Consider the following 12,464-nt stretch of genomic DNA (forward strand, 5'->3'; position numbering starts at 1 on the left):
GGCGGGTCTGATAGAAAGGGGTCGTGCACGCCTTCGACGTCCTCGGGGACCCGGTGCGTCGCCGGATCCTGGAGCTGCTCGCCGAGGGCGAGCAGCCGGCCGGCGCGGTCGGCGCGACCGTCCAGCGGGAGTTCGGCATCAGCCAGCCCGCCGTGTCGCAGCACCTCAAGGTGCTGCGGGAGCACGGCTTCGCGACCGTGCGCGCCCAGGGCGCCCGCCGCCTCTACGCGGTGGACCCGGGCCCGCTGCGCGAGCTGGACGAGTGGCTGGCCGGCTTCCGCCGGTTCTGGACGCCGCCGCTGGCGGCGCTCGCCACCGAACTGGCCCGGGGCCGGCGCGAGCGGCGGCTGCGCGAGGGCAACTCCGAGGAGAGGAACACACCATGATCGACGTGACCGGGCAGATCAGCGCCGTCGAGCGGCGGCTGGGCACCCGCACGCTCCCCGCCGGCGAGGCGCGGGTCATGACCATCAGCCAGACGTACGACGCGCCCGTGGAGGACGTCTGGGACGCCTGCACCAGCGCCGAGCGGATCCCCCGCTGGTTCCTGCCGGTCTCCGGCGAGCTGAAGCTCGGCGGCCGCTACCAGCTGGAGGGCAACGCCGGGGGCACGGTCGAGCGCTGCGAGCCGCCGCACAGCTTCGCCGCGACCTGGGAGTTCGGCGGGGAGGTGAGCTGGATCGAGGTGCGGCTCACCGAGGCCGGCGCCGGGCGTACCCGGTTCGAGCTGGAGCACGTCGCGCACGTCGACGACGCGCGGTGGGCCGAGTACGGGCCGGGCGCGGTCGGGGTCGGCTGGGACGGGGCGCTGCTCGGGCTGGCCTCCCACCTCGCGGCCGACGGCTCCGGGATCACCCCGGACGAGGCCGTCGCCTGGATGGGCTCGGAGGAGGGCCGCCGCTTCATGACGGAGGCCAGCGCCCGCTGGACGGAGGCGAGCATCGCCGCCGGCACGCCCGCCGACGAGGCCCGCGCCGCCGGCGATCGGGTCACCGCCTTCTACACGGGCGCCCCGACCCCCTGACCGGCCCTCGCGACCGTGCCCGCGCCGGGCGGCACGGGCACGGTCGCGAGGTCACGCGGGGTGGAACTCGTGCACGACCTCGATGCGGCCGACGAGGTGGGCGTTGAGGAGGGGCACGTCCTCGGCGGGGATCCAGAGTTCGCGGATCTCCCGGCCGCCGACCTGGCGGACCGGGTAACGGTCGGCGAAGTCCCGCCGCACCGCGAACCGGGTCACGTAGCCGACGCCGGACGCCGGGACGTTCCAGTCCCGGGCGATCAGGACGGCGTACTCCTCGGTGAGCACCGGGTAGAAGATCGGTTGGTCCGGGAGGCGGGGCGGCCACGCCCGCCAGCCGGACGCCTCGACAAGGGCCAACTCCTCCGGCCCGGTCGGCCGCCACAGCGTGATGGTCTCCACCGCCTCCTCCTTCCGCCTCGGGTCCGGGGCAGGCTATCGGCGGTGACGCCGCGCCGCGAGGGGATTCCGGCCCGGGGAGAGGCGGCGGCGGAGTGTCGGTGCCCTCCGGCAGACTGTCGATCATGCCGATCCGGTCCGTCGAAGAGTTGACCGCCGCCGTCCACTCCGGAGCGCGGGTGACATACCTGCACTTCTGGGGGCACCGCCCGCAGCGGGACGGCAGCGTCGGCCCCGGCTGCCTGAGCCAGTGGTGGCCCGTGCCGTTCACGGTGGACGGCCGGACGTACGCCACCGCCGAGCACTGGATGATGTGGCACAAGGCCACCCTCTTCGGCGACGAGCAGATCGCCGAACGCGTCCTCGACGCCGCGCACCCGCACCGGGCCAAGGCGCTCGGCCGGCAGGTCCGCGGCTTCGACGAGGCGACCTGGGCGGCCCGCCGCTACGACATCGTGGTGGCCGGCAGCGTGGCCAAGTTCGGCCGGCACGAGGAGTTGGGCCGGTTCCTGCTCGGCACCGGCGAGCGGGTGCTGGTCGAGGCGAGCCCGCTGGACCGGGTCTGGGGCATCGGGCTGGCCGCCGCCGACCCGCGCGCCGCGGACCCGGCACGGTGGCGGGGCGCGAACCTGCTCGGCTTCGCCCTCATGGAGGCCCGCGCCGCCCTCCGCGCGGACGCCGCCGGCGCGCTCGGCTAGGGTCACGCGGGTGCACGACTCCCCCGGCTACACCTGCGGCACCTGCGGCGCGCGCCACGAGGACCCGCCCCTGTCCTACCGCACCCACGCGCCGGTCTACTGGTCCGACGAGGTGGCGGCGGCGGCCGGCAGCGAGCTGAGCCCGGACCTCTGCGTCATCCAGGGCGAGCACTTCTTCGTCCAGGGCACCGTCGACATCCCGCTGCGCGACGCGGACGGGGCGTTCTCCTGGGGCGTCTGGGTGTCGCTCAGCGCGGCAAACTTCGGCCGCACGGTCGAGCTGTGGGAGAGCCCGGGCCGGGAGTCGGAGCCGCCCTACTTCGGCTGGCTGTCGACCGAGCTGCCGGTCTACGGCCGGAGCACCCTGGAACTCAAGACGCACGTGCACACCCAGCCGGTCGGCCGGAAGCCGCTCGTGGAGGTCGAGCCGACCGACCACCCGCTCGCGGTGGCGCAGCGCACCGGGATGACCATGGCGGACGTCCGCCGCATCGCGGAACGGCTGCGGCACCCGGAGACGCCCCGCACGGGCGGGTGAAGGGGGCGCCGCGGCGCCCGGGCGGGTAACGTGCAGCGGCGTGACCGCCGCACCGTACACGCACTGCTCGTTCTGCGGCGTGGCCTACCCGGCGGAGGCCGGGTGGCCGCGCGTCTGCCTGGCCTGCGGGGAGACGGTGTGGCGCAACCCGCTGCCCGTCGCGGTGGCGGTGCTGCCGGTCCGCACCCCGGACGGCCTCGGCGTGGTGGTGGTCCGCCGGGACATCGAGCCGGCCCGCGGCCAGCTCGCCCTCCCGGGCGGCTTCATCGAGTACGGCGAGGAGTGGTCCGAGGCGCTCGTGCGCGAGCTGCGGGAGGAGACCGGCCTGCTGGCCGAGGCCGACGAGGCGCGGCTGTTCGCGGTGCACGGGGCGCCGGCCGGCGGCACCATGATGGTCTTCGGCGTGCTGCCCGAACGGCCGGTCGGTGACCTGCCTCCGTCGGCGCCGACCGAGGAGGCCACCGAGTGGCTGGTCCTCACCGAGCCGGTCGAGCTGGCGTTCTCCACACACACCCGGGTGCTGGCCGACTTCCTCGCCGGCCAGACCGCCGACTGACCGACCCGGTGACCTGACCCGGACCTCGGCCGACGCCGCGAAAAGTCCTATTGATTGAATAGGAATGGCAGCGTCGCCGAGCCTCCGGAGGTCACCCGTGTCCCACGCCGAAGCCGACCACGACACCCTCCGGAGCCGGCAGTGGCTCGCCGGGGAGGCCCGCGGCGCGGGCGTCGACCGCGACCGGCTGCTGGAGCTGGGAGCGGCCATGGCCGCGCTGACCGCCGCGGCGGACGAGCGCGAGCCGGTCGCGGTGGCCCCGGCGCCGGTCGGCGTCGACCCGGGTACGCCGATCGCCAAGCCGCTGCCCCCGGAGCTGCTGCGCCCGCTGGACACGAACGCCGAGATGCACTGGACGGCGCTGGCCGGGCAGGGGTACGTGGTGCCGAACGACCGGTTCTTCGTCCGCAACCACACCGTGACGCCCCGCCTGGACGCCCACACGTGGCGGCTGCGCCTGTTCGGCACCGGGCTGCGGGGCGCCCCCACCCGGGACGCCCCGGTCGAGTTCGGCCTCGACGAGCTGCGCCGGCTGCCGGCCGAGGAGAGCACCGCGCTGCTCGAGTGCGCCGGGAACGGCCGGCGCTACTTCGCCGAGCAGCAGGACGACCCGGCGCCCGGGGTGGCCTGGGGGCTGGGCGGGGTCGGCGTGGCCCGCTGGCGGGGTGTCCGGCTGGGCACCGTGCTGCGTCTCGCCGGTCTGCGGGACGACGCCGTCGACGTGATGCCCGAGGGGCTGGACCCGGACTACGTGACCGGCGGGGTCAACCTGGGCCGGGTACGCCGTCCGCTGCCGATCGCCAAGGCCCTCGACGACGTGCTGCTGGCGTACGAGATGAACGGCGAGCCGCTCCCCGCCGACCACGGCTTCCCGGTCCGGGTGGTGGTGCCCGGCTGGATCGGCATCTCCTCGATCAAGTGGGTGGGTCCCGTCGAGGTCTCCACCACTCCCCTGTTCTCCCCGTGGAACACCCGGTTCTACCGGATGTTCGGCCCCGGGCACCCGGCCGAGGGCACGGTGCTGGGCGCGCAGCCGGTGAAGAGCGCGTTCGAGCTGGCCTGGGACGCCCGGGTGCCGGCCGGCGCGGACCTGCTGCTGCACGGCCGGTCCTGGTCGGGCAACGGCCCGATCGAGCACGTCGAGGTGGACACCGGCGACGGCTGGCGCCCCGCCGACCTGGTCGCCGTCGACCGGGGCGGCCCCTGGCAGCGCTGGACGGCGCGCTGGCGCCCCCCGGCGCCGGGCCGCTACACCCTCCGCGCCCGCGCCACCGACACGACGGGCGCCACCCAACCCGACCGCGCCGCCCCCAACACCCTCGCCTACCTCTTCGACGCGGTGGTCCACCACCCGATCACGGCCCGCTGACTCCCTCGGGGCGTTGATCATGAAGTTGTTGTCACGACACGCCGGAGTCGGTGGTCATAACTTCATGATCAACGCGCCGGGACCGTCAGGTAGGCCGGTGGGACGGTGTCCGTGAGCCAGACGCCGTTGGCGCTGCGGTAGAAGGGGTAGCCGTTTGCGGCCATGGCGGCGGCGTCGACGGTCAGGATCACCACCGCGCCGGTCCGGCGGGCGCCGACGCGGCGGGCGGTCTCCACGTCCGGGGACAGGTGCACGTGGTGGCGGCGGCCCCGGTGGATGCCCTCGGCGCGGATCGCGGGGAGCACCGTCTCGCTGGTGCCGTGGAAGAGCCGGTCGGGCGGCACGGCCGGGCTCAGGCCGAGGTCGACGGGGACGGAGTGGCCCTGGCTGGCCCGGATCCGGTCGACCCCGCCGGGTCCGCGTTCGACGGCGAAGCGCTGCTTGTCGTTGCCGGTCACCACGGCGTCCAGGTCGGCGCGGGTGATCCGCAGCGCGGCGAGCAGGTCGGCTACCGGCACCCAGCCGGCGCGGTCGAGCGTCAGGTGGAACTGGTCGGGGCGGTGGCGCAGGGCCAGCGACATCCGCTTGCTCACCCGGACCAGGTCACGATGATCCACGGGGACAGTGTGACCCACCGGCCGGGGGCGGTCGACGGATATCAGCCGGTGGCGCCCGAACCGGCGCTCACCATCAGGCCCGCGGCGTCCACCACCTCGAAGTCGCTGCCGCGCAGGCCACCCAGGGCGTGCAGGGCGTCGTTGTCCCAGCGCGGGTCGGGGGCGCCGGAGAGGAACCAGGCCGAGCCGTGGTCGGCGACGATCAACCCGTACCGCTGCATCGCCTCGGCGACGATCCGGGCCTGCCGGGGCAGCCGGGACAGGTCCACCGAGCGCTTGAGTCGCAGCCGCTGGCCGAGCTGCGGCAGCGCCGGGTCGGTGGCCGACGAGGCGGAATGGGTGGCCGGCCAGGTCCAGCCGGTGCGGGTGCGCGGCACGGTCACGCGGACCGCGTGGTCGATCCGGCCGGCGGCCACCTCGTCGTAGCGGACCAGCCCGGCCAGGATGGACAGTCCGGCCGCGTCGGCGGAGGTCCAGCCCGCCCGCCGCAGCTTGTTCGACCGCAGGTCGAAGACCGCACCCGAGCCGGCCCGCCAGCCGGCGCCGGACGGGTGCGCGTCGAACAGCTCGTACGCCCGGCAGGCCGCCCGGTCCCAGACGATCACGTGCCGGTCGCCGGTGCCGTCCGGTCCGCCCTCGATCGCCGCGTCCGGCGGGACCGGGTACGGCCCCGGGTCGCTCTCGTCGGCGTACCCGAAGGTCACCGGGACCCGCCGCTGCCCGGCGGCGACGACGGTGATCGGGATGCCGATCGGCGCGCCCTCCCACCGGCCGGAGCCGAAGTCGGCGTGCACCGTGGCGCCCCCGCCGATCGCGCCGATCATCGCCGTCGAGCGCGGGTGCACGGGCAGCCGGGAGACATCGGCGTGCCAGACGTTGTCGGCCGGGAAGACGGTGCACGGCCGGGCGGTCGGGCTGGGCCGGCCGCCGAGTCCGGCGCGGGCGGCCGGTACGGGCGACGGGTCGGCCGGTGGGGCCGGTGCCGCGCTGACCGCGCCGGTGGGTGTCGGCACGGCAGCCGGCGGGCTGGCCGGGTCGGAGCAGCCGGCGGCGACCAGGGCGAGCACGGCCGCGACGGCGGTGGCGCGGCGGACTGACGGACGGGCCATTCCGCGCATCCTGCCCGAGGGCGGCGTCCGGCGGCAACGGGTCGACCCGGTCCAGCGGGCGGCCGCCGGCGCTCGCCGGCACCAGGAGGCGGCGCACCGGGCGGTCAGGCGGTCGCGGCCGGCTCAGGCGGCGGCGCGGTCGGCCGGGGGCCGGCGGCGGAGAGCCGGGTCGGTGAGCGCGGGCGGGGACCAGACGCCGTCCGGCTGGTAGAGGTTCGTGCCGGGCGGGACGATCTCGTCGATCCGGTCCAGCACCGCGTCGTCGAGCGTCAGTGCCGCGCCCTTGAGCAGCCCCTCCAGCTGCGTCATCGTGCGCGGCCCGAGAATCGCCGAGGTGACACCCGGGTGCGCCACGGTGAACGCGACGGCCAGCTCGGGCAGCGAGCAGCCGACCTCCTCGGCGAGCGCGACCAGTTCCTCGACGGCCGCGTACTTGGCGGCGTTGCCCGGCAGAGCCGGGTCGAACCGGTCCGGGTTGCGCGCCGGCCGACCGGCCGTGAGGTCGACGGCCGCGCCCTGCCGGTAGCTGCCGGACAGGAAGCCGGAGGCGAGCGGGGCCCACACCAGCACGCCCATGCCGTACCGCTGGCAGACCGGCAGGACCGCCCGCTCGATCCCGCGCGCCAGGATCGAGTACGGCGGCTGCTCGGTGCGGAACCGGCCGAGCGCCCGCCGCTCCGCGACCTGCTGCGCCTCGACGATCTCCTCGGCCGGGAAGGTCGAGCAGCCGAAGGCGCGGATCTTGCCGGCCCGGACCAGGTCGGTGAGCGCCCCGAGGGTCTCCTCGACGTCGGTGGTGTGGTCGGGCCGGTGCACCTGGTAGAGGTCGATCCAGTCGGTGCCCAGGCGGCGCAGGCTGTCCTCCACGGCGCGGACGACCCAGCGTCGCGAGTTGCCGCCCCGGTTGGGCCCCTCCCCCATGGGGAAGTGCACCTTGGTGGCCAGGACCACGTCGTCGCGCCGGCCCTGCAGCGCCTTGCCGACGATCACCTCCGACTCGCCCGCCGAGTACATGTCGGCGGTGTCCACGAAGTTGATCCCCCGGTCGAGGGCGGTGTGGACGATCCGGGCGCAGTCGTCGTGGTCGGGGTTGCCGACCGACCCGAACATCATGGTGCCGAGACAGTGGACGCTGACCTGGATGCCGGTGCCGCCGAGGACGCGGTAACGCATGTGGGCTCCCTGGGTTGACGCCGCGCTGACCGGGCGGCGGCCGGTGCGGTCACCGTAGGAGTTCGAGCGCGCTCGAGGTCAACTCTCCGCCGCGGCCTCCCCGGCCTGCGCCAGGTAGCCGGCCGCCTGCAACTCGAACAGCTCCCGGTAGAGGCCCTCCTGGGCCATCAGCTCGTCGTGGTCGCCCTGCTGGATGAGCCGGCCGTGGTCCATCACGAAGATCCGGTCGGCGTGCCGGACGTTGGCCAGCCGGTGGGTGATCAGCACGACGGCCCGGTCGGGGTGGCGCCGCAGGTGCTGGAAGAGGGCATGCTCGGCCCGCGCGTCGAGGGCGGCCGACGGCTCGTCGCAGATCAGCAGCCGGGCGTCCCGGTAGAGACCGCGGGCGGCCACGAGCCGCTGCCACTGCCCGCCGGAGAGGTCCTGCCCGTCCTTGAACTGCCGGTCGAGCAGCGTGTCGTAGCCGAACGGCAGCTCGGTGATCATGTCGTGCGCGGCGGCGTCCCGGGCGGCGTCCTCGATGTCCGGCCCCGGCCGGTCGGTGGGCCGGTCGTGCCGGCCGATCCGGATGTTCTGCCGCGCGGTGAACGGGAACTTCCACCAGTCCTGGCTCATCACCGCCACCTGGGCGGCGGTCTGCCGGGGGTCCAGCTCCGCGGTGTCCACCCCGTCCCAGCGGATCACCCCGGCGGTGGGCCGGTAGAGGCCGGCGATGAGCTTGGCCAGGGTGGTCTTGCCGGAGCCGTTCTCCCCCACCAGCGCGATCACCTCGCCGCGCCGGACGGTCAGGCTGACCTCGTCGACGGCGGCCGTCCCGGTGTCCGGGTAGCGGAGGCTCACCCGGTCGAGGTCGATCCGCTCGAAGCCGTCGACGGGCCGCGTGCCGCCGGCCGGCACCCGCTGCCGGGCTCGGTCCAGGAAGTCCCGGTAGTCCTGGTAGTAGAGCGCGTCCTCGTAGAGCGAGTTGGTGGCGAACACCGCCATGCGCAGGCTGGACCGGGCGGACTGGAGCGCGAGCAGCGCGGTGGCCGCGGCGGCCAGCGCCACCACGCCACCGAGCAGCAGGCCACCGAGGACGGCGTAGACGCCGAACGCGGCGATCCCGGTGACCGACAGGCCGACCGCGCGGGTGACGGTCTGCGAGCGGGCCAGCCGCAGCTGGGCGCGGGTCTCCACGGTCATCATCCGGTGGTATTCGCCGAGCAGGAAGTCACGCATCTGGTTGGAGCGGATCTCGGCGGCGGTGTGCCGGTCGGCCATCAGCCGGGCCAGCAGGTACATCCGCCGGCGCCGGGTGATCCAGGCCAGCAGGGCGAGGTACTGCCGGCGGGCCATCTTCACCGCGGTGGCCGCCTCCGGGACGGCGGCGAGCAGCAGGCAGGGCAGCAGCACCGGCTGGATGACCGTCACCGCGGCGGCGGTGGCCAGCACTCCCACCAGTCCGGTGACCAGGTTGACGGTGTGGTCCACGATCGACGCCGCCTCGGCCATGCCGCGGTCCCGGGCCCGGTCCATCTCCTCGGCGAAGCCGGCGTCGTCGAAGGCGGCCAGTTCGACCGCCGTGGTGGTCTCGAAGAGCCGTAGCTCCACCTGGTAGTTGATCTGCGGGATGAGCCGGGCCTGCGCCCAGCCGGCGGCCACGGTCAGCGCGCCCCGCACGGTCACCGCGGCGGCCGCGAGCAGCAGGGCGGGCAACGCCGCGCGGATCCGGTCGGGCGTGGGGCCGGCGGCGAAGAGCTGCCGGAGCACCCCCGTGGTGGCGAGCAGGCCGAGCGTGGTGAGCACCCCGGCGGCGATGTTGAGCCCGATCGAGGCGACGGTGTCCCGGCGGCTCGTCGCCCAGGCCAGGCTGATGGCCTCGCGGACCAGCGCGGGCAGCCGGCGGGCCACCGCCCAGAAGCTGGTGTGCGCGAACTCGGTGGCCCGGTTCATCCAGTGGCCGTCCGCCAGCTCCGGTAGCGGCGACTCCGCCGTCTCGTCCTCGTCGGACGGGGGGCGCGGGCCGATCACCGTCGTCATGGGGCCTCCTCCGGTACGGTCAGCTTCCGGAGCCTACGTTCCGCGACGAGTCGGTGTCTCCCCGTGTCTGGCGTGTCGAACAGGTGTCCCAAGGGTGCGTCGCGGGGCAGCGCCGGAGCGGGTCCACAGGGTGGGCGATGTCGGGTCGCGTCGCGCGTACCCGCCCCGGGTGGCAGGCTGGTGGGGTCGCCGGCAGCGGGGCGACGCCGGCCCGCTGGCAGACCCGTCGTGAAGGAGAAGATCGACCCGATGGCTGTGGACGTCACCACCACGGACGAATGGCAGGCCCTGCGCAAGCACGCCGAGGCGATGCGCGGCACGCACCTGCGGGAGCTGTTCGCCGCGGACGGGCAGCGGGGCGACCGGCTCACTGGCGAGGTCGCCGACCTGCACGTGGACTACAGCAAGAACCTCGTCACCGACGAGACGCTGGGCCTGCTGACGGCGCTCGCCGAGCGGGTCGGGCTGACCGACCGGATCGCCGCCATGTTCGCCGGGGAGCACATCAACTCCACCGAGGACCGGGCGGTGCTGCACACCGCCCTGCGGCTGCCCCGCGACGCGTCGCTCACCGTGGACGGCCAGGACGTGGCCGCCGACGTGCACGCCGTGCTGGACCGGATGTCGGCCTTCGCCGAACGGGTCCGCTCCGGCGCCTGGCGGGGCCACACCGGCGAGCGGATCAGCACGGTGGTCAACATCGGCATCGGCGGCTCCGACCTCGGGCCGGTGATGGCGTACGAGGCGCTGAAGGCGTACCGGGACGCCGGGATCACCTGCCGGTTCGTGTCCAACATCGACCCGACCGACATCCACGACAAGACCACCGACCTGGACCCGGCCAGCACCCTGTTCGTGGTGGTCTCGAAGACCTTCTCCACCCAGGAGACGCTGGCCAACGCCGACCAGGCGCGGCGCTGGCTGCTGGCCGGCCTGGACGCCGACGACAGCGCCGTGGCCCGGCACTTCGTCGCGGTAAGCACCAACGAGCAGCGGGTCCGCGACTTCGGCATCGACCCGGAGAACATGTTCGGCTTCTGGGACTGGGTGGGCGGGCGCTACTCGCTGCCGTCCGCGGTCGGGCTGTCGGTGATGCTGGCGGTCGGGCCGGCGCGGTTCCGGGAGCTGCTGGACGGCTACCACGCCGTGGACGAGCACTTCCGGAGCACGCCCGTGGCGCGGAACGTGCCGGCGCTGCTCGGCCTGCTCAACGTCTGGTACACCGACTTCCTCGGCGCGGAGACGCACGCGGTGCTGCCCTACTCGCAGTACCTGCACCGGTTCCCGGCCTACCTGCAGCAGCTCACCATGGAGAGCAACGGCAAGTCGGTGACGCGGGACGGCCGGGCGGTCACGTACCCGACTGGGGAGATCTTCTGGGGCGAGCCGGGCACCAACGGGCAGCACGCCTTCTACCAGCTCATCCACCAGGGCACCCGGTTGATCCCGGCCGACTTCATCGCGTTCAGCCAGCCCAACCACGACCTGGGCGACATGCACGACCTGTTCATGTCGAACTTCTTCGCGCAGACCGCGGCGCTGGCCTTCGGCCGCACCCGGGAGCAGGTCGAGGCGGAGGGCACCGCGCCGGAGGTGGTGCCGCACCGGGTCATGCCGGGCAACCACCCGACCACGTCGATCATCGCGCCGAAGCTGACCCCGGCGACGCTGGGCCAGCTCATCGCCCTCTACGAGCACATCGTGTTCACCGAGGCCGCGGTCTGGGACATCAACGCCTTCGACCAGTGGGGCGTGGAGCTGGGCAAGGTGATGGCCAACCAGCTCGCGCCGAAGCTCACCGGGAGCGGGCCGGACCTCGGCGACGTGGACTCCTCCACGGCCGCGCTGATCCGCCGCTACCGCCGGCAGCGCGGCCGGGACTGACGTACGCCCGCGGCCTCCGGCCCGAGGTGGTCGGAGGCCGCGCGGTCAGCCGCGCAGCAGGTCGGCGTGGGCGGCGCGGAGCCGGGCGAGCGCCGCGTCACCGGCCGGCGCGCGGCGGTCCAGCTCGGCCCAGGCCTCCGCGAGGGCGTCGGTGAGCGCGCGCAGCTCGGCGGCGTGCCGCCGGCTGCTCTGCCGGTGCAGCTCCTCCAGCCGCCGGGACCAGCCGGCGCTGATCGCGGCGATCCGGTCGGCGTCGGCGCGGGCCTGCGCCGCGGTGCGCGCCGCCGCGGCGGGCACGATCGCGGCGACCGGGCGCGGATCGCCGTCGCGGGTGACGACGGTGACGGTGTCGGTCAGCTCGGCGAGGGAGACGAGCTGGGTGAGCCGGGTGCGGACCTCGCGCAGCGGCAGGGCGCGCGGCTGGGGGGACCGGTCGGCCAGTGCGGGGACAGCCATGGACACATGTTGACGTCCGGGTACGACAAAACCCCCGCGGTCAGGCCGTCCACTCCGGCGCCAGCACCGACCAGACCTCCATGTCGGCCCGGCCCTCCGGCGTGGGGGCGGCCCCGCGCAGGACCCCGTCGCGGCTCATGCCGAGCCGCCGGGCGACCGCGATGCTGCGCTCGTTGCCGGCCTTGGTGACCCACTCGACACGGTGGATGCCGCGTTCCCGGACCGCCCAGTCGATGATCACGCGGGCCGCGCGGGTGACCAGGCCCTGCCCCTCGGCGCCCGCCTCCAGCCAGCATCCGGCCTCGCAGACCCCGGTGGTGGTGCTGAGCGAGACGAAGAGCACGCCGCCGACCAGGGTGCCGCGCTGCCAGATGCCCCAGATCCCGCCGTCGTCGCGGGCCCACCGGTCGGCGTAGTTCTGCAGGACCCGGCGGGCGGACCCGGCGTCGGTGGCCACGAAGGACGCGCCGACCCAGGGGGCGATGTGCTCCCGGCACCGGTCGAGGTTGGCGAGGAACTCGTCGGCGTGCCACGGCATCAGCGGCCGCAGCTCGGCGTCGTCGGTCAGGGGAAGTGCGAACATCCCCGCAACCTAGTGCGATCATGCCCGCGGCGCACCGGGATT

The 12,464-nt window shown here is 74.7% G+C and carries 14 protein-coding genes; 7 read left to right on the forward strand and 7 right to left on the reverse strand.

Annotated features, from left to right (window positions below):
- The first annotated feature begins 23 nt into the window (after positions 1 to 23).
- Both NLX85_RS24605 and NLX85_RS24610 read left to right on the forward strand, forming a co-directional pair.
- Entirely contained in the window at positions 24 to 386 is a 363-nt protein-coding gene (locus NLX85_RS24605; RefSeq protein WP_254338937.1) for a helix-turn-helix transcriptional regulator, read from the forward strand.
- Entirely contained in the window at positions 383 to 1,024 is a 642-nt protein-coding gene (locus NLX85_RS24610) for an SRPBCC family protein (protein ID WP_254338939.1), read from the forward strand. Before NLX85_RS24605 ends, NLX85_RS24610 begins: the two co-directional genes overlap by 4 nt.
- A gap of 51 nt (positions 1,025 to 1,075) precedes the next feature.
- Here NLX85_RS24610 and NLX85_RS24615 read toward each other — a convergent pair whose 3' ends face one another.
- The gene (locus tag NLX85_RS24615; protein WP_254338941.1) at positions 1,076 to 1,423 is read right to left on the reverse strand and encodes an ADP-ribosylation/crystallin J1; all 348 of its coding nucleotides are present in this window, start codon (positions 1,421 to 1,423) and stop codon (positions 1,076 to 1,078) included.
- A 122-nt stretch (positions 1,424 to 1,545) separates the two neighbouring features.
- Between NLX85_RS24615 and NLX85_RS24620 the strand changes: the two genes are divergently transcribed.
- The 4 genes from NLX85_RS24620 (at position 1,546) to NLX85_RS24635 (ending at position 4,581) form a co-directional block, all read left to right on the forward strand.
- Complete coding sequence (locus tag NLX85_RS24620) at positions 1,546 to 2,118, forward strand: NADAR family protein (RefSeq protein WP_254338943.1); 573 nt, start codon at positions 1,546 to 1,548, stop codon at positions 2,116 to 2,118.
- Between the two features lie 10 nt (positions 2,119 to 2,128).
- Entirely contained in the window at positions 2,129 to 2,656 is a 528-nt protein-coding gene (locus NLX85_RS24625; protein ID WP_254338944.1) for a DUF2199 domain-containing protein, read from the forward strand.
- Positions 2,657 to 2,696: 40 nt separating this feature from the next.
- Positions 2,697 to 3,212, forward strand: a complete 516-nt coding sequence (locus tag NLX85_RS24630; protein WP_254338946.1) for an NUDIX domain-containing protein — start codon at positions 2,697 to 2,699, stop codon at positions 3,210 to 3,212.
- 97 nt (positions 3,213 to 3,309) lie between these two features.
- Positions 3,310 to 4,581: a sulfite oxidase gene (locus NLX85_RS24635; RefSeq protein ID WP_254338948.1), complete on the forward strand. Its 1,272-nt coding sequence runs from the start codon at positions 3,310 to 3,312 to the stop codon at positions 4,579 to 4,581.
- A 68-nt stretch (positions 4,582 to 4,649) separates the two neighbouring features.
- Here NLX85_RS24635 and NLX85_RS24640 read toward each other — a convergent pair whose 3' ends face one another.
- The 4 genes from NLX85_RS24640 to NLX85_RS24655 all read right to left on the reverse strand — a co-directional run bounded on the left by NLX85_RS24640 (position 4,650) and on the right by NLX85_RS24655 (position 9,499).
- Entirely contained in the window at positions 4,650 to 5,198 is a 549-nt protein-coding gene (locus NLX85_RS24640) for an RNA 2'-phosphotransferase (protein ID WP_254338950.1), read from the reverse strand.
- A 41-nt stretch (positions 5,199 to 5,239) separates the two neighbouring features.
- On the reverse strand, positions 5,240 to 6,307 hold the full coding sequence (locus NLX85_RS24645; protein ID WP_254338952.1) for a hypothetical protein: 1,068 nt from the start codon (positions 6,305 to 6,307) through the stop codon (positions 5,240 to 5,242).
- 123 nt (positions 6,308 to 6,430) lie between these two features.
- Positions 6,431 to 7,480 (reverse strand): aldo/keto reductase, encoded by a 1,050-nt coding sequence (locus NLX85_RS24650; RefSeq protein ID WP_254338953.1) that lies wholly within the window; start codon positions 7,478 to 7,480, stop codon positions 6,431 to 6,433.
- A gap of 78 nt (positions 7,481 to 7,558) precedes the next feature.
- Complete coding sequence (locus NLX85_RS24655) at positions 7,559 to 9,499, reverse strand: ABC transporter ATP-binding protein (protein ID WP_254338954.1); 1,941 nt, start codon at positions 9,497 to 9,499, stop codon at positions 7,559 to 7,561.
- Between the two features lie 249 nt (positions 9,500 to 9,748).
- On the opposite strand from NLX85_RS24655, the gene pgi reads away from it, so the two are divergent.
- Positions 9,749 to 11,383, forward strand: coding sequence for a glucose-6-phosphate isomerase (gene pgi, locus NLX85_RS24660; RefSeq protein ID WP_254339436.1), 1,635 nt, complete (start codon positions 9,749 to 9,751; stop codon positions 11,381 to 11,383).
- Positions 11,384 to 11,428: 45 nt separating this feature from the next.
- Here pgi and NLX85_RS24665 read toward each other — a convergent pair whose 3' ends face one another.
- Together NLX85_RS24665 and NLX85_RS24670 are read right to left on the reverse strand one after the other, a co-directional pair.
- Complete coding sequence (locus tag NLX85_RS24665; RefSeq protein WP_254338955.1) at positions 11,429 to 11,839, reverse strand: type II toxin-antitoxin system Phd/YefM family antitoxin; 411 nt, start codon at positions 11,837 to 11,839, stop codon at positions 11,429 to 11,431.
- A gap of 40 nt (positions 11,840 to 11,879) precedes the next feature.
- Positions 11,880 to 12,422, reverse strand: a complete 543-nt coding sequence (locus NLX85_RS24670) for a GNAT family N-acetyltransferase (protein ID WP_254338956.1) — start codon at positions 12,420 to 12,422, stop codon at positions 11,880 to 11,882.
- Between the last annotated feature and the right edge of the window lie 42 nt (positions 12,423 to 12,464).

The organism is Micromonospora sp. A3M-1-15, assembly GCF_024213425.1.
Classification (GTDB): domain Bacteria; phylum Actinomycetota; class Actinomycetes; order Mycobacteriales; family Micromonosporaceae; genus Micromonospora; species Micromonospora chersina.